17 protein-coding genes and 7 pseudogenes are annotated in these 19673 nt (G+C 59.6%); 13 read left to right on the top strand and 11 right to left on the bottom strand.

What is annotated here, in order from left to right; all coding sequences use genetic code 11:
* Positions 1–86: 86 nt before the first annotated feature.
* A pseudogene (locus tag Q2941_RS41000) lies at positions 87–1774 on the bottom strand (alpha-amylase family protein).
* 366 nt (positions 1775–2140) lie between these two features.
* Here Q2941_RS41000 and Q2941_RS40995 point away from each other — a divergent pair.
* The 3 genes and pseudogenes from Q2941_RS40995 (at position 2141) to Q2941_RS40985 (ending at position 3434) form a co-directional block, all read left to right on the top strand.
* Positions 2141–2342 (top strand): annotated as a pseudogene (locus Q2941_RS40995) (CsbD family protein).
* Between the two features lie 191 nt (positions 2343–2533).
* Positions 2534–2716, top strand: coding sequence for a DUF3606 domain-containing protein (locus Q2941_RS40990; protein ID WP_458196051.1), 183 nt, complete (start codon positions 2534–2536; stop codon positions 2714–2716).
* 283 nt (positions 2717–2999) lie between these two features.
* Entirely contained in the window at positions 3000–3434 is a 435-nt protein-coding gene (locus tag Q2941_RS40985; RefSeq protein ID WP_458196050.1) for a formate dehydrogenase accessory sulfurtransferase FdhD, read from the top strand.
* Here the strand turns inward: Q2941_RS40985 and Q2941_RS40980 are convergent.
* Both Q2941_RS40980 and Q2941_RS40975 read right to left on the bottom strand, forming a co-directional pair.
* Positions 3405–4280 carry a hypothetical protein gene (locus Q2941_RS40980; RefSeq protein ID WP_458196049.1) on the bottom strand — a complete coding sequence of 292 codons (876 nt, stop codon included), beginning with the start codon at positions 4278–4280 and terminating at the stop codon, positions 3405–3407. The genes Q2941_RS40985 and Q2941_RS40980 overlap by 30 nt on opposite strands.
* Positions 4281–4291: 11 nt before the next feature.
* Positions 4292–4450, bottom strand: a complete 159-nt coding sequence (locus tag Q2941_RS40975) for a hypothetical protein (RefSeq protein ID WP_458196048.1) — start codon at positions 4448–4450, stop codon at positions 4292–4294.
* A 428-nt stretch (positions 4451–4878) separates the two neighbouring features.
* On the opposite strand from Q2941_RS40975, the gene Q2941_RS40970 reads away from it, so the two are divergent.
* The gene (locus Q2941_RS40970; RefSeq protein ID WP_458196063.1) at positions 4879–5121 is read left to right on the top strand and encodes a DUF2934 domain-containing protein; all 243 of its coding nucleotides are present in this window, start codon (positions 4879–4881) and stop codon (positions 5119–5121) included.
* Positions 5122–6946: 1825 nt separating this feature from the next.
* On the opposite strand, the gene Q2941_RS40965 is transcribed toward Q2941_RS40970, so the two are convergent.
* The 3 genes from Q2941_RS40965 to Q2941_RS40955 form a co-directional block, all read right to left on the bottom strand.
* Complete coding sequence (locus tag Q2941_RS40965; protein ID WP_458196047.1) at positions 6947–7159, bottom strand: hypothetical protein; 213 nt, start codon at positions 7157–7159, stop codon at positions 6947–6949.
* A gap of 394 nt (positions 7160–7553) precedes the next feature.
* Positions 7554–7718, bottom strand: coding sequence for a response regulator (locus Q2941_RS40960; RefSeq protein WP_458196046.1), 165 nt, complete (start codon positions 7716–7718; stop codon positions 7554–7556).
* A 13-nt stretch (positions 7719–7731) separates the two neighbouring features.
* Positions 7732–7917, bottom strand: a complete 186-nt coding sequence (locus Q2941_RS40955) for a hypothetical protein (protein ID WP_458196045.1) — start codon at positions 7915–7917, stop codon at positions 7732–7734.
* Between the two features lie 475 nt (positions 7918–8392).
* On the opposite strand from Q2941_RS40955, the gene Q2941_RS40950 reads away from it, so the two are divergent.
* Positions 8393–8755 (top strand): hypothetical protein, encoded by a 363-nt coding sequence (locus Q2941_RS40950; RefSeq protein WP_458196044.1) that lies wholly within the window; start codon positions 8393–8395, stop codon positions 8753–8755.
* 467 nt (positions 8756–9222) lie between these two features.
* Here Q2941_RS40950 and Q2941_RS40945 read toward each other — a convergent pair whose 3' ends face one another.
* Together Q2941_RS40945 and Q2941_RS40940 are read right to left on the bottom strand one after the other, a co-directional pair.
* Positions 9223–9405, bottom strand: a complete 183-nt coding sequence (locus Q2941_RS40945) for a hypothetical protein (protein WP_458196043.1) — start codon at positions 9403–9405, stop codon at positions 9223–9225.
* A 641-nt stretch (positions 9406–10046) separates the two neighbouring features.
* Positions 10047–10175, bottom strand: a complete 129-nt coding sequence (locus Q2941_RS40940; RefSeq protein ID WP_458196042.1) for a hypothetical protein — start codon at positions 10173–10175, stop codon at positions 10047–10049.
* A 1069-nt stretch (positions 10176–11244) separates the two neighbouring features.
* On the opposite strand from Q2941_RS40940, the pseudogene Q2941_RS40935 reads away from it, so the two are divergent.
* The 6 genes and pseudogenes from Q2941_RS40935 to Q2941_RS40910 form a co-directional block, all read left to right on the top strand.
* A pseudogene (locus Q2941_RS40935) lies at positions 11245–11439 on the top strand (ATP-binding protein); the annotation flags it as partial.
* Between the two features lie 1363 nt (positions 11440–12802).
* Positions 12803–13103 (top strand): annotated as a pseudogene (locus Q2941_RS40930) (hypothetical protein).
* A 335-nt stretch (positions 13104–13438) separates the two neighbouring features.
* Positions 13439–13645, top strand: coding sequence for a hypothetical protein (locus Q2941_RS40925; RefSeq protein WP_458196041.1), 207 nt, complete (start codon positions 13439–13441; stop codon positions 13643–13645).
* Positions 13646–13786: 141 nt separating this feature from the next.
* The gene (locus Q2941_RS40920; RefSeq protein ID WP_458196062.1) at positions 13787–14074 is read left to right on the top strand and encodes a DNA ligase-like domain-containing protein; all 288 of its coding nucleotides are present in this window, start codon (positions 13787–13789) and stop codon (positions 14072–14074) included.
* 1081 nt (positions 14075–15155) lie between these two features.
* Positions 15156–15581 carry a hypothetical protein gene (locus tag Q2941_RS40915; RefSeq protein ID WP_458196040.1) on the top strand — a complete coding sequence of 142 codons (426 nt, stop codon included), beginning with the start codon at positions 15156–15158 and terminating at the stop codon, positions 15579–15581.
* 152 nt (positions 15582–15733) lie between these two features.
* A complete protein-coding gene (locus Q2941_RS40910) occupies positions 15734–16000 on the top strand; it encodes a hypothetical protein (RefSeq protein WP_458196039.1) in 267 nt (88 codons plus the stop codon).
* 669 nt (positions 16001–16669) lie between these two features.
* Here Q2941_RS40910 and Q2941_RS40905 read toward each other — a convergent pair.
* Positions 16670–17095 (bottom strand): hypothetical protein, encoded by a 426-nt coding sequence (locus Q2941_RS40905; RefSeq protein WP_458196038.1) that lies wholly within the window; start codon positions 17093–17095, stop codon positions 16670–16672.
* A gap of 19 nt (positions 17096–17114) precedes the next feature.
* A pseudogene (locus Q2941_RS40900) lies at positions 17115–17328 on the bottom strand (hypothetical protein).
* Positions 17329–17509: 181 nt separating this feature from the next.
* Here Q2941_RS40900 and Q2941_RS40895 point away from each other — a divergent pair.
* Positions 17510–17990, top strand: a pseudogene (locus tag Q2941_RS40895) (YciE/YciF ferroxidase family protein).
* A gap of 178 nt (positions 17991–18168) precedes the next feature.
* Here the strand turns inward: Q2941_RS40895 and Q2941_RS40890 are convergent.
* Positions 18169–18318, bottom strand: a pseudogene (locus tag Q2941_RS40890) (SDR family oxidoreductase); the annotation flags it as partial.
* A 172-nt stretch (positions 18319–18490) separates the two neighbouring features.
* On the opposite strand from Q2941_RS40890, the gene Q2941_RS40885 reads away from it, so the two are divergent.
* A complete protein-coding gene (locus Q2941_RS40885) occupies positions 18491–18718 on the top strand; it encodes a hypothetical protein (protein ID WP_458196037.1) in 228 nt (75 codons plus the stop codon).
* Positions 18719–19673 lie beyond the last annotated feature (955 nt).

Raw genomic sequence — 19673 nt, 5'->3', positions numbered from 1 at the left:
TACTCTCGGTCGGGGATAATTGGGGGCTTAGGCCGGTAGGTCAGATTCCCGCTCAATCGCTTAGAGGCTTGTTCACGCACGACTAGCTACGCAGCACGACCGATTTCGCCCGCGGCATCCGCATCGATATCGCTCCGCTTGAGCAAGTAGTCGAGGCCGCCGACGCGATACCAGCGATAACCATAAGCTTCGAGCAGCAGCGTGTGCCGGCCGTGTTCAGTGGCGCGGCTGTGGTCTTCGGTCAATAAATTGACCAAAAGATTACCAGCCTTGCCGGGAAGACCGACCGCGAAGGAGACCTCGCGCGGCGCCTCGTCGAGATTGTGCCGAATAGTACCGAGTTGTTGCGCCAGTCGTAGCGGATCGCCAGCCCGGCCGGGTCACGCGTCGCGATTATCTTGAAGTTGCCCCAGCCAACTTCCGGGACCTCCTTGCGCATCCGGATGATGCGCTCGGTCCAATTTAGCATCGAGTTGGGATCGCGCCGTTGCTTGGCCGCATTGACGTGTTCGTATCCGTAGGGCCCATTGTCGATCACGGGCGTGCATGGATGGTTACTTTCGGTGAAGCCGGCCTGCGGTTCGGTCGACCATTGCATCGGCGTGCGCGCGCAAGCTCGCTCGGGCAGATCGAGACTGTCGCCCATCGCGATTTCGTCGCCATAGCGAATGACCGGCGTTCCCGGCAGCGTGCACATCAGGCTGTAGGCGAGCTCGAGCCGCCGCCGGTCGCCCCCGAGCATCGGCGCAAGCCGCCGCCGGATACCGCGGTCGTAAAGCTGCATGCTCGTCTCAGGAGCGAACGCCTTGAATACGGCCTCGCGTTGCGCCTGGGTCAGGCGGCCGAGATCGAGTTCGTCATGGTGGCCCCATTGGGCGGTCGCAGGCCGCGGCTTGGTCGCCGTCAGCGATTTCGCAAGCGGCCGGGAGTCCGCGGAGGCGAGCGCATAGAACAGATGCTGGTTGACGTGAAAATTGAACATCATGTGCATCCGATCGCCGTCACGGCCGAAATATTCCATGTCGGTTTCCGGCAATACGTTGGCCTCGGCGAGGATGATGGCGTTGCCCTGCCGCCATTGTAGGAATTCACGAAAGGCGCGCAGCATGTCGTATTGCTCAACGGGCTTGCGCACCTTGGCGCCCTTAGTCGCGATCACGAACGGGACGGCGTCCATGCGAAAGCCGGAGACGCCGAGCTGGATCCAGAAACCCATGATCTTGAGGATCTCGGCCTGCACATACGGGTTCGCGGTGTTAAGGTCAGGCTGGAAGTCGTAGAAGCGATGAAAGTACCAGGCGCGGGCTTCCTTGTCGTGCGTCCACGTCGATTTCTGGACGCCGGGAAACACCGTGCCCTTGTCGGCATTCGCGGGTTTCCTGTCGGACCAGACGTACCAGTCGCGATAGGGCGAATCCTTGTGACGCCGCGCCTGACGAAACCATGAATGTTGGTCGGACGTGTGATTGACGACGAGATCGATGATGACGCGAATACCGCGCTGCCGGCAGCCATGGGTAAATTCGACGAACTCACCGAGCGTACCGTAGCGCGGATCGACGCCGTAATAATCAGAGATATCGTAGCCGTCGTCCCGGCCGGGCGAGGGCTGGAACGGCATCAGCCAGATCGCTGTGATACCGAGCCCATGCAGATAATCCAGCCGCCGCAACAGCCCTTTGAAATCGCCGATGCCGTCGCCATTGGCATCCATATAGGTGCCGACGGAAAGGCAATAGAAAACGCCATTCTTGTACCAGAGGTCGTCGATCAAAGGCTGCCTCGTTGGTCCAGCCGGATGTCTTGCGGCCACGGGACAATCAGTGGGCGGTCAATGGGTTCCGCGCGAACCAGTCCCGCTCCCGCGCAAGCTTTGAGGTCCAACAACCATCTTCGGGCGACGCATTATTTTCGAAGTGGGCTTCGTCATCGATGCACCTCACGTTTAGCGAAAGCAGCCGCCGCGGGAGAACCAATGGCGGTGATGCCTTGGACGAGTTATGCGCAGATCTGGACAACGCGCGGCTGGAGAGGGGACGCAGGTGATGCGTACAAGGATAGCAGCGTCGCGAGAGGCGATAGGACAGGAACTGGGGCGACAATTTCGGCATTTTATCATCTTATAATAGGAGGAAATCACATGGACTGGAACCAAGTGGGAAGGAAACTGGAAAGAGATCAAAGGTAAGGTCAAGGAGAAATGGGCCAAGCTGACGGACGATGATCTGACCGAGATCAATGGCAAGCGCGATCAACTCGAAGGCAGCCTACAGAAGCGCTACCGCTATGCAAAGGATCAAGCCCGCAAGGATGTTGATACTTGGATTTCGACATTGCCATAAGGATGGTCTGAAACGCTCGATCTGTGAGCCGCGCCGGGTTCGGTGTAGCGTCGCTTGAGCTATCGTGTGGGATGTCTGCCGCCGCGCTCCAATTCTCAAAGCGAAGTCATGTCCGCTTATTCGGCTGGACTTGGCGAAGCCCATTGACGAAGTCTGCCGCCGGAACTGGCGCCCCATCGAGGAGGCCAAGGATGGACAATCTTAACAAGAAAGGACCGTCCGACCCCAGCAAGATCAACATGAGTGAAGATTACGAGGCCAAGCACTTGACGACGACGCAACTGCAAAAGGCGATCGATAAGCTTAGAAACTCCGCCGTATCCGTCCGCAAGGAGCTTCTCCACGAAGAGAAAGAGGAGGAGCAACACGGCTGAGCCGCTCTACGGCGCACTGGCGAACTGCGAATGTGGCTGCGACCGAGCTCCGGCCGCCTGCTGAAAGAACGACGGCGGCACTTGGTTGGGCCGACGGGTTGCGACCTATGCGGGATCGAAAGCTTGCGTGAGGCCAACCGGGTTGCTCGACCGGTTCAGCGGCAGGTCTACCTCACTCCGAACAGATCTGCATTTCCATCGAGACCCTGGCTGCGCTACAACTCCTCAATCACACGCCACCCACCACCACGCCGCCGGATTTTTCCAGCCCGACAGGAGAGACATGATCGTGCGCGAGGACGTCGGCCGCCACAATGCGCTCGACAAGCTTGCCGGCGCCCTCGCGGTGGAGGGAATGTCGGGACGCGCTGGCGCGGTCATCCTCACGGGCCGGATATCGGTGGAGATGGTGCAAAGGACCGCTGCGATCGGCGCCGGCGTCATCATCGCAATTTCAGCGCCTACCGCGCTCGCAATACGGACGGCTGCAACGGCATCACGCTGGTCGGCATCGCAAGCGGACGCGAATTCGAGGTCTTCAGCCATTTCGCCGGAATTCTCTGATCTGGAATTCTCTGATGATGTGCCGCACGAATATCTGGCCCGAAAGGGCGCAATCGCTGCCCTGGCGGCCGGCGGCGCCGCCACGATCGAATGGGCTGGCACGCCGGTTGCCCACGGACTGAGCCTATGGCACGGCCATTCTCTTTGGCTCTAATCTGTCGGCAAAGGCCATCCACTCCGGGAGCGGCGCGCCGTCGCGGTGCCGACCGCCGGCAACTGCCGCCGCCCAAGCGCTCACAGCACCGAGCAGTGTGGCCGCGGCCAAGGAGAACGCGAGAACGATCGTGCTGCGACGCGCATGAGCGATCGCCGTTTTCGAGCTCGCTATGGCCTGATCGACCCGCCGCTCGGAGTCGCCGGCCGAAAGGCCCGTCAGCGCCTGGATCTGCTGGATCAGATAGGTCCGGTCATCTCCGTTCACACCGTTGTGGCTCGACGAGGTCATGAGAATCCGGCCCGCCTCGGCGCGTTCGGCGCTGATATCGGCATTCGCAGGCCGACGCGGGGAGCGCAACAGCCGATCGAGTTCGTAGCTCAGGAGCGGCTCGGCAACCGTATTGTTGGCCAATGTCGTCGATGAAGACGCGCGATTGACCGCGGCCGCGCCAACAGTGCCTGCCACGACAGCGCCAAGTAGAACCGCGAGCGCCCATGCCGCCAGCCCATGAAGTCCGTCGCGCATCTCCCTTTCGGCACCACTCGTCGCATCGATGCCGCCGCGAACTCGCCCCGCAATGTAGCCGCCCAGACCAAAACTGACGATCGCCTGCAAGATCAAATAGAACCCAGAGAGTAGCGACAGCGCGGGAGACGCGTCTCGCCAGGTTGGCGAGGTTGAGCTGACACCGAGACCGATGGCGACGCCAAAGGTCACCAGAATAAAGGAAAATGCCGTCGCGACGAACGCGCCTGCGACGATGGGCGTCCATCGCAAATATCGCCCTTGATCGGGAATTGTCAGCGCTTCGTCTTCGATGAGCGTGGGAGCTTCGATGGTCATGATCGAAGTCCTCAGCGCAGACCGAAGAACGAAAGGATGGCCATTATCACGACGATCAGGCCGATCAGATAGATCAGCTGGTTCATTTCAATCCTCCAGTTCCGCTCCGGCCTGATAATTGCATTTGGTTCGGAAGGTTCCTGTCGGATGCTAATGATGCCATGCAACACGCCAGGCTATCCGCTGCGATTGCCGGCGTCATTGCTGCGACAGTCGCCGAATAGGCTCTCGGCAGCTTATCGATTGGCTCGCCGTCGCTCAAACGCGCCCGTTAGCCCGTTCGCTTGCTCAATGGCCGCTTAGCGCCAGAAGCCGCTTCCCCGCCCAGTCGCAGTTTGACGACATTCTGCTTCCGGCACCCGTCGAGCGTAGGCTCAGCTGAAAACGGGAATAGCGTTAAGCCGATGCTGTAGCGGAGCGGCCCGGGAGTGCAGGCAGAACATTCTTCATGCTTCGGCGTCTTATATCTAGCCGGAGCGGCGTCATGGACTACGGGTGAACTTCAGAGACTGCAACATCAGCTCGAGCTGGCCGAACGCGCGATCCCATTGATTGCGGATCAGGCCACCGCTGAACGGCTTGTCAGCTCGCAAAGGACATCAAGCGCCGGCTCGACCTCCAGGCGGCCACTTCGCGCGAGCAGATCAGCAGGCGCGCTCATGAGCTTTGGCAGGACGCCGGTCGGCCACAAGGGCGCGACCTTGAATTCTGGCTGCGCGCCGAACGGGAATTGCGGGCCAAGCATGTTCGGCGAGGGTCCGGACAACCCGCGGCGAGCTGCGCCAACGATGTGACAAAGGCACCCTGGAACCGCAAACACGCCGACAACTTGAATCCGTAGGCCAGTTTTTCGCGCCGATGGCTGGCCCGCACGGCCCTCGCCTCTATCTCCACGATACCCCCAAGGAGAGGCCGTGCATCGTCGGGAGGTTGCATGGGACACTCCTACGAGGACGCCGCAGAGGCGCATACGAGCTCTGGGCACAAGCTGGCAAGCGTGACGCGCGGCCGAGCGCCAGCTCAAAGAGGAGCAAGTAACGCACGAACTCGGGATACCTTATACTGTCTAACGGCGATCCTGCCCGCGCTGGCTCGATCGACAGATCGATCCCCCTCATCGGCAAAGTCAAACCAGGCGAATGGGAGCACCGCGACGCAGGCGGCTGCCATGTGAAAGAACGCCGCCCGGTGTACGAAGCGTAACAGCCTAGAAGTAGGTCTTCGTCAGTACTTCGCTCGCTACCGTGCCAGTTCCTGCAGCGCCGGTTGCACGACATCCCATTCAGATCTCGAGCCCTAAAGACGGCCCCGACCGAGGGGTTTCTGGGATCTAGAGGCCGGGGCCGTTGGAAATCCGTTGCCAACTACTACCTCCTTTACGGCGTAGCTGCTACACGGCGAGCAACAGGAACTGCGAATTGAGGCGCAGCGTTTGCGGGACCGACTGCACCGGTTGCGCGTACCGCGAGGATCGGACGGTTATGATCTCGCTGATGGGGATCTCCGCGTCGTCGACGCGCAGAGCCGTCTGGACAGCAAACAGGCAGAGTTGCAGCGCGGGGACGAACTCGCCGAACTGCCCTGTGCGCGCTTAGGCCCGAGTGGCCCCGGCCCGGCAAACGCACCAGTGCTCAAGCGAAGCCGGGAAACGCTAGAATATCCGCGAAGGGGGCAGCCCCGCGCCCCCGGGCCACAGAGCGATTTCAGGGCAACTGCCAAAAGCTCATGAGACGCTTCCAGAGCGGCAGGGATGGAGGATCGCCTTGGCGGTCAGGTGCGGTCGAAGGAGCGCCGCCGTCCAATTCGGTAAGCCGCTCTAACAACCCCTGCAATCGCGATGGTAGCGGCGCCGCCTCATCCGTGAGGCCACCACGAAGTTGCTCACCAATCTCGTCGCAAATCGCTTGGCGATGCTCCGGCTCTAAACCGGGGGATGGACCATGGTCGCTGGTTGGAGGGTGGTCCACCATGGCTGGCACCAAAGGCCGTGCACAGCCTCCTTGCGGTGCACGCTACCTGCCGCCGCCATAACAATGCGCATCGGACTACCCCGATCCGGCGGAACTGAAATCTGTCATAGGTAATTTCATCGCCCGTAAGGCAAGCCCGGCCAGTGGTGCCCGAATTTGCTTAGCAACCTTCGTCCGTGTGGAGGCGTTGCCCAGCATCACCGGCCAAGTCTGTAGGTGCCGGTGGCTGAGAGAGCGATCGCGCTCCCGCCTGCAGCGAGCGGCCTGACATTTTTTTCACATTCTAACCTACCGCGAAGCGCTAGAGTCGTGGCGCGGGTCCGAGCGGTAAGAGCTCCAAGTTACTGATCATCAGCCATCGACCTGCCGCCGCCCCGTCTCGGCGGCGGCTTAGTTTCCTGTCCTAAGAGGTGCAATATGCTGGCAACATATCGAACCCTTCGGTGGCTGGGCTTTTCGCGCTGGGCGGCCACGCGAAAACTTCTGAAAATGTACTGTGTGACTTTCCAATCGCGAGTGTTCTAGCGCCTCTCTGATCTCGAGCCGCGAGTTGGTGACTTATCAGACGCGGTTTGCTTTAAGACTCCTGAAGCCAGACACGCGTTTGCATCAATCTGCCAAAACTTCGCTGTTCCTGCATCGAAGCCTAGCAAGCAGGGTCCAGAAAGCAGCCCGCCAGCGTGAACCGGCGAGGCGTCAGCCGTACCGTGGCGGCCGGAGCTGCTCCAGCCCCTCTTCGATCGCTCGCAGACCATCATGAACGTATTTGAGAGCGCCGCGCGGGTCGATGCTGGCTGTGGACAGAAGGTTTTCCAGCAATTGGCGCCGAAGGTCTCTCATGTCCTCTAGCGCTTGCCGGTTCTTCAAACTCACATAAGCGGAAACGAGTGTATCAATGGTGGATGGCATTGGAGGGCCCCCAGAGACAATTGGCAACCTGCCCTAATCCCCGAATTTTCGCGGCATTGTTAGTTCCCGCGATGTCATAGGTGAATCGCGCAGTCCTAAATTTTCATATGACAGCCACGGCAGAGGCGGCCGCTGATGAATCCACCAATGAGCGAGCCAGAAGTCTACAGCAACGCCGCGACACTACTACGTCCTAGGTCCTTGCTTGTCGCTCGCGCTTTGCCACTGGCGATGCAGCCGGACAATATGTTTTGCAAGCGCCGGCCCATCATACGGCTTTTCAAATCGTTTCACTTCCAAAAAACTGATCAGGAATAGTCACTTGGCTGTAGCCTGTGGCGAAAACGAATGGAATGCGCTGCTCCATGAGCTTTTCGGCAATAGGAAAAGTGGATTAACCGCGTAAATTGATGTCGATCACCGCCGCGTCAAAGCCATCTTTGTTGACCTGAGCGAGCGCCTCGGCAAATTCGCAAATCGGACCGACGATCTCCGCGCCTTCCGACTGGAGGCACTCTGCTAGGTCGGCCGCAAGGAAATACTCATCCTCGACAACCAAGACGCGACACGCGCTAGTCATCATGCCAACTCACAGGTTGATGATCGCCCGGTGCCTCCTTCTCCGCAGTGGAGTTCCACAGCCAAATTTCGGCCACTGCGTGCAAGCGCGCCCGTTCCACCATCAGGGCTTCTGACACCGCGATCGCCTTGTCGGCGCGATCAACCAGTGCCTCTGTTTCCGCGCTGAGCCGAACCATCGCCCTTCTCCCTTGCACCAGGCGGGAGCGCGACCTTGTCTCTCAGCCACTGGCGCCTAGCGGAAAGGGGCCTTGGCCAGTGATGTGAAGAAGCTAGGGGCATCTTGGGCGGTTTTTCAACTAAAACCGTTGCTGACTTCTAAGATTTGCCCTGCTGCTCGACCTTTGGCGGCTGCAAGTCGTGGTTCCAGGACCCGAGGCGGCTCGTCACGTTTCGGCTTTCGTCGAGAATCTGCATCGACCGGCTCAGGGCCTCGCGAGCTTGCGCAAGAATCTCGCGGTCGGTCTGAGTTGGCGTGTAAATCCCCAACGTTGGGGGGCGAGGTGCTTTGTTGGGCATGGGTTGCCAATCCCTGCACAATAGCTTCGATAAGCAAAATACAAGGCATTCCGGAAGAAAAATCAAGACGACCACAGCACTGCCGCCCGCACCATCACGTCTGAAATTCGACCAGCAATGCGCTTGGAGAAACCGATGCTGCAGGCTTGGGACGAGCAGGAACAGGAGGGGGAACATCCCAAGTTAAATGGCGAAAGCGACAGTGGATCTGCGATCTTTGGCGCGACCTCACACCGACGCTGCGGTGCAGGCCAGGTGCCCGCCTTCCAAATCATCGATAACCCTATGATTTGCCGAGGGGTGGCGTTGGACCCTTTCATGGGGGTGATGGTCCTCGGGGGCTGGGCATGTCGGGACGCGATCGCTTTTGGCCGGCTTCCTGGCCGGGAAGGGTTTCGGCTTTCTGCTGTGGTCCATGTGCTGGATCATCGCGTGGGTATTTGCCGGGATTGCCCTGCAGGCGCGGGGGCACCGTTCGATCCGAACCTCTTCGCCTGACAATGCGCAGGCCCACGATGCTGAAGCCGCTTTCGACCCACCTTATGACGCTTCGCGTCGCGGGGGCGGCTCCAGCGGCGACGGCCAAGCAGCGTGACTGGCGCTGGGGTAACGGGCTAATCGAACAGGACAGTACGTCCTGCTGAATATCCGAGGTACTCCGGTTGCGGCATCGCGTAAGGCGCGGCCATAATGCACGTTAGCGTGTTGGGCCTACGCGAGCACGGTTGGCCCCAGCAACTTGGCCTCAGCTCACCTCCAGCCTGGAGTTGGGGCTATTTTTTGCGGGCCTGCCGCAGAAGAGCCGAATTGGGAACTTTCGGGCGATTGTTAAATTATCCCGATACCCTTCCCCAAGGGTAAGTCACGGCCCCAGCTCTTGCCCCCTGCCCCCCAAAAGAGCTGGGGCCTTTTTTGCGCCACGCAGCACTCCCGCAAAATGAAAGAGGCCGCCAACTGAGGCGGCGCTACTCTTTCAGATCTTCGACCGAGCGGATCTTCTCGGCACGGCGGGCTAGCTCCTCATATTCCTGCGCAACTTTGCGCAAGCTTTGCTTGGTCTCGTCGTGCTCCGCATTATCGGCCTTGGTGTGAAACTCCTCGGCCCGCATCTGCCAATACCGAGGCGGATACATGCGCTCGATGCCCATGGAGTCCTCCAACCAGCGCCCAGCTCGTCCCCATCTCACGATTCGTTAACATAAGTTTGGTTGCGGCGGTAGTTCCCGAAAGGACAACCACCAGCAGACGTGACCGACCTGCTCCTGCCGCACAATGGCTGGCGGCCTCGCCCCCATCAGATGGAGCTGTGGCAGCATCTGCAGGGTGGCGGCGATCGGGCGATCGCGGTGTGGCACCGCCGAGTTGAACATGATCGCCGGCACCGTATTGGTCATGGCCGGGCTGATAGGCTTAGGACTTTATGCGCACGATAGAGCGCGTCCGATCTTTCAAAGTGGGCGAACCGCTATATTGACAGCCGCCGACTTCGACGAGATTACGTTCGCCTGCTCTCGATTTGCCGCGACGCTTGCGCAACGTTTACCGGCGCAATGGGGATTGGCACCACGGTCGATCGCGGCTGGCTCGAGCTGCACGAGAGCGGGACCTTTCCCGGCTGTGTTCATTCGTCGGCCATTAAGCTGTACCAGCTATAGGGGCAGGATGAGCCAAGATGCTGATCCGCGCATCGAAGCCGAAGAGGCGATGCGCAAGGCCGCAGCCGCCACGTGCCCGGTTGAGCGCTTAAAGTGGTTGCGTGTCGCTCTGGTTGGCAGGATCTTGCCCGGGCTCAGGCCCAGTGCTCCAGCCAACGCGGAGCATCCGCTGCCTGAAGCTCACTGCCCAACGTCCCTTCGCCAACGCGGAAGCCGCAGCGCGCAATCTCGTCGAGCTCGTCGCCGGCATCGAAGCCGTCCAAGACGGCCGGCTTCGGCGCGACGCTGGCTCAAAATCTCAATTTTTTGGCGCATGATAGCAAGCTTTGTTTGGCCGCAATGCGCTAACGCCCGGCACTATGCAAGTCCGACAAAAAGCGGCTGCGATAATCAACACAGTCGCACGAAAAGACCGCGGTTTGCTAGGACGCGGCTTCAGACTCCTAAAGCGATATGTGTTCCTGGCCTCGGTTGTTTGGCTTGCCGCTTGGTTAGCTGCGATGGTCTGGATGTTGTTCAGATTGTAGCCCGCCCGGTCTCACGGGCTAACATCGTGCTCATTGCAGCCAGATCGCTTTTCCGGATGATCTATTGTGAGCAGCGAAGCCGTATGCCTGATTTGTAACCAACCCCGAGTGCTCAAGGGCGCATTTCCTGTCGCAAAGGGTTACGACCTAGGATTCTACGAATGCGTCAGCTGCGGCAGCGACCTGTGGCTTGTTGCCAGAGCGTCCAAACCATCGGTACCTAAGCTACGGAGGGGACGACCTTCTCGCGGTCAACAGCTCAAGGCAATTGACGCCGCGCTAAAGAAATTTGCTCGGATCGCAGTTGCTCCAAAACAGAAAGACCCGCCAGCGTGAACAGGCGGGCCTCCTGTTCATCGTCCGAGCCGTCGGCGGTGCATATCGGGCCCAATAGCAGCCGAACCTGCGCCTATTCGCTCTCCTCGTTGAGGACCCGCCTACAAGCTGGTAGAGCGGGCCGCGAGTATCGAGCCGGCTCAGGACGGCCGCATCCATATCGAGAAGATCAACGCGCCGTTCCTCTACGCGCTCAAGGCCAGCGGCGAGGAATTCGGCGCGGGCATCAAGTATGCCGTCGAGCGCGGCTGGCTCGAGCTGCACGAGAGCGGCACCTATGTCCGGCTCTTGGAAGTCGCGGCCGACTGATGCAGCCTTATTCGTCGCTTCCGGTTTCCCGCTCAAGCATCGCCATCTCGACCTGGTCGGCCAGAACAGTTAGATGGCTGGCGAGCCGGTCGAACATTTCGCGCTTGTCAATCGGCTTGCAAATCTGACGGGGGCCAATATTGCAAGCCGAATGACACCCGTGGTCGCCACTGCGATCCTCGACCGGCTCCTGCACCACAGCCACGTGCTGACGATCCGCGGCGACAGCTACCGGCTCCGCGCCAAACGGAAGAGCGGCCTCATCAAGGCGCCGCCCGCCGGTGACGGCACTCCGGTCGGCTCCGCCTCCCTCCGTCCCGTCACCGGCGGAAACAACCATCAAACGACATCATGAAACCGAGGGTGGGGGCAGTTCTTCATGACGCAAAGGGGGCAGTTCCGGATGGCGTTTGACACTCTCGGTGCGGCACTGTCGCCATTTGGGCGTTTCTGATCTTTCTCTGAACTGACTAGGCCGGCCGCCTATTGATCAGTCGACCGCGATCTTGATCCGGCGCCGAACTCGGGGGCCGCTGCCGGGGATGCCGCAATGAAGTCGGCAATGTGACGAACCCCTGCCGGTGCACGCGGCAGGGCCGCGCGGGTGGATGGCACGAGGCTCTTCGAGGGAGGTGTCGCCCCAAGGACCCGCGCTCTCTGATAACGTTGCAGCTAAGCTTCCGGACGGCGGAAATCTTGGGCATTGAGCGCAAATAAGCAGCACGGGCAACGCAAAATAGCGCGCGATACAGGAGCGTTCTGGCGTTAGTGTCATGCCGGGTACTGGCCCATTTCATGCGCCCCAAACTGCCAACGGGAGGGGCTGGCATGATAGCCGAACACTTTTTGGTCTGGGCTGCACTGTTGGTCGTTTTCGCCTTCTTGGTGCTTTCCATTCGACCGGGCGGCGGCGCGGGTGACGTCCGTAGGCTCTGGATCGACCTCGGAGCGTGGTTGGAGTTCAGCGCTCCTTTGCTGAAACCGTGAACGCCTATATCGAAACGACGTTGGCGACGGAGTGAGGCTGATCGGGACCGGTCTGCGCACTGCAGCTCAGCTCCGCGATGACATCATGCGCACAATCAAGACGAACGCTACACCGATGATCAGGCCGGCAAGTGCAAATAGCATCCAGTTCTGGATTGGCAGGGTCGTAAATGAGACTTGTCTTGCCAGCCACTCCACGGGCCCCGGCTCCCGTCAGGATCGAATTCCTTTCGATGCTAAAGGAAGCCAATCCTCCCGCCACTCCGGACTACTACTAGTCTCGGTCGGCCAGCCAAAAGGCCCAGCCATCAGCTCATCCCTATGGTCCAAACATCCACAGAGCGAATGCGGCGCGTAGACAGACTCCGCCAGCGACGGCCATTCCGGCAAAGAAGCGTTCGACTCGATCCATGGCGATCTCTTCGATCGCCCCATGTGCCGTTAAATGTTTAAGGCCCTGCAAGTTTCCTAATTAGTCAGAGCAATTGTCCTAATGATGTCTCCAAACAGTTGATCCTGTTCGTTAAGTGACCCGCCCGATTTGGTTTGCGGTGCAGAAATCTCGGCGCGTAGCCTGTTGGCTACCGAGGCTGGCTAATACTTCACCAATTCTTTTGACCCGGCGGGGCCGCAGCGGCATTCGACGCTGCGGCCTTTTTGCAGCCGGCCAGCGTGAACCAACGGGCCCAAGGTCGGGGCAGCCCGCCGCCCTTCTGAACCGCTAGGAATCGATAATTTGCGAACGTCCCTACGCCAACCCTGAAGCCGCAGCGCGCAAGCTGGTCGAGATCGCCAGCGGCATTGAGCCTGTTCAGGACGGCCGCATCCAATCGAGAAGATCAATGCGCCGTTCCTTTACAGCCTAAAGGCCAGCGGCCAGGAGCTCGGCGCCGGATCATGATGGCCGTCGAGCGAGGCTGGCTCGAGCTGCACGAGAGCGGGACCTACGTCCGGCTCTTTGAACAGAGAGTCGGCCGACTGAGGCGCTCTTATTTCTTTCTGCGAGCCGCTGTTTCCGGCGAGCGAAGCTGATGCAAATGATGCAAACCACTGTCTAGTTGAGCCGCTTTCGACCTCGTCTCCTCAAGTTCATCAATGAGCCTTTTGCTTTGCTCTATCGCCTGGTCGGCACGCTGCAAAAGTTCATCATTCATCATGAACCCGCTACAAAGGGCGGCGACACGATAATCGACAAAAGCGGCCCCGGCGCTTGGGGTATTCTGGGGAGACTAGGGACGCCGGGGCCGGTGGAGTCCATGGCGATAAGATCGCCACGCCTCGCTAGCCTAGGACGATTCGGCAATCAGTTCTGTTCGCTTTGGCACATTACGGTATAGTGTTCGTTCCGTGGAACGGAGTAAGCCGCAATGAAAGACATGCGGGCTCAGTTGGAAAAGCTCCGCACCGAAGCTGCGGAGTGCGCCCTGATCCGCGACTTGGCCACCGACAAAAAGAAGCGGGAGCTATTTGCCAAACTAGCTGACCATTTGGGCGTGCTCGCGGAAGAAGTGGAACGCGCTATGACGGAGATGGGTACGCAAGATGTCGCCCCTGATCAGCGGCCTCGGGCATGATAAGGGCCAGTCGCAGAATGCGCATTTAACGACTATCTTCGACCGATGCGTAACGCGTAAGAGCTCTGCTTGGCGACCGCCGGCAGGCAAGCCCCGTCAGGGCCTGAATGGATCCACGAGGTGAAGCATGACGGCTACCGGATGTTGGTCATCCGGGATGACAAGCGCGTGCGCCTGCTCTCACGAAATGGCAGCGACTGGACCGAGCGTTGTCCGTGGATTGCCGAGGCGGCGCTGAAGAACCGGCAGAAGCATTTTGACGGTGAGGCAGTGATACTTGGGTCGACGGCATCTCCTTCAACGCGCTGCATTCGCGCAAGAACGATCACGAGGTGCAGCTTTACGCTTTCGACATTCTCGCGATGGGCGGCGATGACTTGCGCGAACAGCCGCTGCACCTTCGCAAGTCCAAACTTGAGCGGCTGCTAGCTCGGTGGCCGAATGGTATCAACGTGGGCCCTTCGAGCGTGGCGAGATCGGCCCAGACTTGTTCCGGGCAGCTTGCCGCATGGGCCTCGAGGGTCTGGTGTCCAAGCATCGCGACCGGCTCTATCACGATGGCCGTCAGAAGCGCCGGATCAAGGTCAAGAACCGCAGTCATGCTGCGATGGAGCGCGAGTTATAGTCGCCAACCGATTTCGGATAGCCAAATTAGGCGCGTCCAGAAACTTTTCTGGTTTGGATTGGTTTAAATCCCGCTCCCTGGAGAAAGACGCGGCCACCAGGCGGCCCCCAGCATCCGGAGTGCTGGGGCCGTTCGCTCGACGCTCACTTGACGGGACTTCTTACCATGGCAGGAGAACTGAAAACTGCTCTCTACTAATTGCGGCAGGGCTTGCGATCGTCTGTTTTTCGGCGACCTTCGTGGCCGCCAGTATTATCCGGTGAACCAATCGCGTGAGGGCTCGAGAAGGACCGCACACTTAGGAACGTCGACCTGACACATCCATTGGTTAGGGGAAACCATGGAGACTAAAATGCGGAAGACAATCATCTCGGTCTTGACTGCTGCAGCACTCGCAGGGGCAGCCAGCCTTGCATATGCCCAAGGTGCTGGCGGAGCCAGTGGTGCTGGCGCTGGTGCAGGTGTCGGCACCGGCGGATCAACGGGCATGGGCGGCTCGTCGAATGCAGGAGGCGCCGGGACTACCGGCGCCGGGGCCAGTGGCACAACTGGCTCGGCTGGCGGGTTGCAGAAGGGCGCGATCCATCCTGGCCGCGGAGAGTATCCTACCCAACGACGCAGACGGTGACTGTTCGTCTGCTTTAACAGGTCAAGGGCCCGCCAGCGTGAACCGGCGGTCCCCCTGCCGTTAATGGTGCAATCTAGGCCGGCGCCAGTTTTTCATCTCACACATCAACACTTGGTACAGCGACAACTCCTCATTGGTGTCTTCGGGTAAGCAGCAGACGAATTTGGAGGTATGCCGCCGGTGCCAGAAATCAGACGTCCGGAACGAGGGCCTCATGCCTTTGTTTAGTCATTCAGGGTAACAAAAGGAGAAAGGTTATGATCGCCGTCAGAGAAGTTATGATCTTGAGCGCCATACTCGCAATCAGCGCCAATTCCGCAAATGCAGGTCCCTGCAACACCGCGAGCCGCGATGCGGGATCGGGAAACGTGCCCGGCTACACCGGACAGACAACTGGTTCCACGGCGGCAGACTCGAAGCAACATCCGCCGACAACCGCGATGAACAAAGCATCGGAGGGTGCCGCGACATCGTCAGAAGATGCACAACGTCAGATGCAGGGCCGGCCTACCGCTGCCGAGCAATCGCAGCAGACTCAGGCTGCACCCTCCGGGCAATCACAGAAGATGACGGCAGGCACACCGGAGCGAACCGAGCCCGCGCCCAGTGAACAATCACAGAAGATGACGGCTGGCGCGGCCCAGCCTGCGCCCTCCGGAACGAAGGTTGATGAAGGCTGCTAGTAGGCGAACTTGGATTGACTTGCGATAATAACTGCCGACGGGGTCGCCCTCAGACCCGAAGCGGATATCGCTTGTCGCGAGTTTCGATCGCCCGCATGACAACACGGAACTGATCCAGCCTGTTTGGTACGATCAGCCAATCGGAGGTCCTAATGCGGATCATTCTGACAACGACGATTTGCTGGGCGTTGTCGTGCGGATTTGCCGCAGCACAGGCCGATTCCAAGAAGGACATGAACACGCCAACTGGACGCTCGGCACCCGAAGAAAAAGGTCAATTGCAGCCGCAAGGTTGGACCGGACCGCTTGAAACACAATCGGGTGGTGCGCAGCCGGAAAGCCCGCAAGGTCAAAGCCCGCCGGGGATGCAGGCTGCGCCAGACGGATCAACAAAAACGGTCGTTGAGCCCCGGAAGTAAGTCATACTTCCTTTCGGTGAGAGTTCGAAGTCGACGCGGGTGCCGAGGCCAAATGGTCGGCCGATGGGCGGCCGGGTTCTGGCCCTGGCTTGCCGGGCGTGCGCACCACTGAACGAAGCGACTGCCAATCGGTTCCAGATTTAACTTGCAGCTGCGACATCAAGCTTAATTCAAGACAGCGATTGCAGCGATGCTCCAGAGCGCTAGTGTTCGAGCACCGGACAATTCCCTGTCCGGGTCCGCCCTAAGACGAAGGCCGTCGCGCCAACATACTCGGCGCGGCGCCTTCGTTTGACTGTAGGCCACTCGCGCGAGCTTCATTTGAAAAGGCAGTCAGACCGCGAAACTCTCGATCTCATTGAGGTGCGTCGGCAACTCACCACGCTGCGCTCGCAACATTCGGACAATCTTCAAATCGTGTCGCTATTGAACCGGGTTCTGGTGAAGGTAGCATTTCTGACGGAGCCTACAGACGTCGCGCACGAGCAGTATCTCCGATCGGAATTCGAAAGAACGTTGACCAACGTCAAAGAGATCAGTGCACGGACAAAATCCGGCTAAGCCAAGCCGATACAGGAAGTTCGCTCAGAGGCCGATGTCTTGTCGTAACCGCCGCCTTCGCGGCAAGGGACCGCAGAAGCAAGCGTTGGCCCCCGCCCATCAGCAAGCCTAGTAGGCCTGGCGCACCACTCGATGCGACCGAGTTGGTTTCGGAGAAAACCTGTTGGCGCGCGCGAGGACTGCCATTTCGTCGGTTTCGAGCGCGATCTTCTGGGCGAGCATCACGTCACCAACCGCTAGAGCCTGCGCGGGAACGAAACACCACCCGATCCTTGGCTGCCCTTGTTCATCGACCTCCAAGACATTCCTCATCGTGCCCTGGTGAATTCGATATCGTCGGCCCGTGTGAGAGCCAGTGACGTCGAAGAAGCCTTTGGCATCAAATTGCGCGCGCTGCTCTGGAGATAACCAATCTCGCAAACGGCGACGCGCACGCGCTTCCGGAGGATTTTGCTCGATGAAGCTCCAATAGAGCGCACGAACGGCGCGCAAACTTGCGCCCTTGCCAAGGCTGCTGCGTTTGAACAAAAACATTTGCGATTCAGCGAATAGGCTAGCCGCCAACCAAGCGCGGATAAAACAACGTCTCATCCGCAGTCGGATCAAATTTTCGTATAACCTTGAGATCGCCGGCCGCCGTCCGGGTAGCAGCGGTAAATCCCCGACCGGTCAGTTTCTTGAAGCGCCGCTTAGCCTTGGCCAGTGTCGGTTTGGTCAAAAAAACGTCGGCTGTCGCCTGTGTGGTCCATCACGATCTGGGTAGGCATGGAGTACAGCTCCGCAATTCCCAGCCCCGACGTGTAGAACCTAGCGGCGCCGTCTGCTGTTCCTAGTTCTGGAAAATTTCGCTTTCTTTTTGTTGGGCTCCGCCCCATCTGGCGACAAGCGTCCAGCCCGTAATTTTCGTGTCGTTGGAGGACAAACTTTACTTATGCCGGGAGCAAGTCTGTGGCTGAGAAGCACCTGAACGAATTGTTCGTCGATACCCTCAAGGACATCCACTACGCCGAAAAGCGAATCTACAAATCCTTACCTAAGATGGAAAAGGCAGCCACGCCGGATCAGTCGAGGGCCGCATTTGAAAAGCATCACGATGAGACTGAAGGGCATATCGCGCGGCCCGAGTGGATCTTTGCGCTTCTCGGCAAGCCGGCTCGAGGCAAGAAGTGTGATGCGATCGAGGGGATGCTCGACGAAGGCAAAGACATCATGGACGAGTATGCCGATCCCCGGGCTCTCGATGCGGCTTGCTCGCAGCCGCCCAGGTAGTCGAGCACTATGAGATTTCGCGCTACGGCACACTCAAGTCCTGGGACGAAAGGCTCGGCCACAAGACGCCGTCAAGCTGCTCAACGACCTGTAAGAAAAGAAGACCGACGATGCGCTAACCAAGCTCGCTGTTTCGAAAGTTAATGCGGAAGCGGCATGAAGGATGACGCCGGGCTCAGGCCGCGGAATGTGAGCGGGCGCGACCGGCGATTAAGAGAGGCCGGTCAGCCAGGGCACCCTGACGGCAGCGCGGCGACGACAGACCAGCGAAGGCGGCAGCGGTTTAGCCAACCAGCGCTTACGTCGTGCCCTCCTGGATCAGATGAAGGGCTATCCACCACGGTCGTACCGGACGTGTAGCTTGAAAGGGGATCCGCCAACATGACGTAAGCCGTGGCGAGCTCGGCGGGTTGTCCGGCCCGCTTCATTGGCACCTGCTTCCCGAAGTTCTTGACCGTATCCGGCGGCAGGGTCGACGGGATCAGAGGCCCGAGCGCGTATTGCACGAACCTGAGTCTCATCCTGCGCCAAAAGGGGATGGGGTCCTGCCCCAAACTTAATCGGATGAACGAGATCCCAAAGCACCGGCCGGACGTTGAATGGATGGGAGGCCTCCGTGGGAGCAACATCTCTCCACGTTCACTGATGCAGGAGACCGGCATGACCTTCATATGGCTTGGTGTCCTCCTCTTTTTTGGGGGCGTGCTTCAGATGGCGTACCAGCCAATCTGGCGAGACCGGTTAAGTGGTCGAAAACGTCTTCGCTCTGGGGGTGAGACGCTGGAACCTGAAAGGCCGGGCAGCGGTTTCGGCATTAAATCGAATTGGCCTGGACTTGTGCTGGTCGCGCTTGGCGGCGCTTTCCTGCTTGCCGGGACTATCAGCTGAGTTGAAACGTACGCGTCAATATTTATGGCGCTGCGCTTTAATTGCCAGCGTGTCCGTCGCGCCGCCGCCGTCTTTCGATTGAGTAACAAGATAGCGGCGTTTCTCGATAAGGCCGCGGGTCCAGAGCGCGGGATCAAGCCTCCGCGCTAGTCGGCATCCGGAGACTCGAACCGCGCGATGCGCTTGGGGCCGTTCCACAACTCAACGGCATGTTCGTCGACCAACTGCGAGGCCCTCAAGGTTTGCGCAATAGAGCTCTGGATGGCATTGCCCCACTCATCCAGCGTGTAAATCTGAAAACGCATAGCCAAGATAATAGGCCCGAGCGCTGATGGCGCTAGGCCCCCTCTCGGCAAGGCCATGCCAGCGTGAAGTGGAGGCCTCCTGCTGATATGGTACAAAGGCTGCTGATCTACCGGTGCTGGGGATTTCAGCGTCCCAGCTTGGGAATAAGCGCCGCCGGGCGCTACATTTTGATCCCGGTGGCTGTCATTTGTGAACCAGTTCACATTTGGTCGGCATCAGGGCCTGCTAGAATCCCACGGTGCTGGGGGATTTCAGGGGCCCAGTAGCAGGCGCCGCCGGGACACGAGTTTTCGAGCCCGACGGCGTAACTTTTTTGATGGTCGGGACCCGGCTTCCCTGGCGGGCCCGAGCCGCAAGCAAGCCGGCTGTTGCGCTTCATTCACCACCATTGTCCGACCGACTTCTCCTCCGTTGGTCGATAGTACGTGCCACCAGATTGCTGGAAAGGGCCGTGATCCTGCTTGCATGTGGGGCAGCAAATCAATCACATCCCTTTTGGCGACATCCGTGGCGCTCGCGGTGGCTATCCGGGCGCTTGCGGGCCCCCCTTCGCCGGGCTTTGCCGGACTTCGCCGGCTTTCAATTACCCACATTTCCAGCCGCTCCGATTTCGGCGCCGAGTTCGATATCGGTGAGTCTGGAGAGTCCG

This window comes from Bradyrhizobium sp. UFLA05-153 (assembly GCF_054185185.1).
Note: the sequence above shows the minus strand (reverse complement) of the source record. Positions and strands in the feature narration are given on the sequence as shown.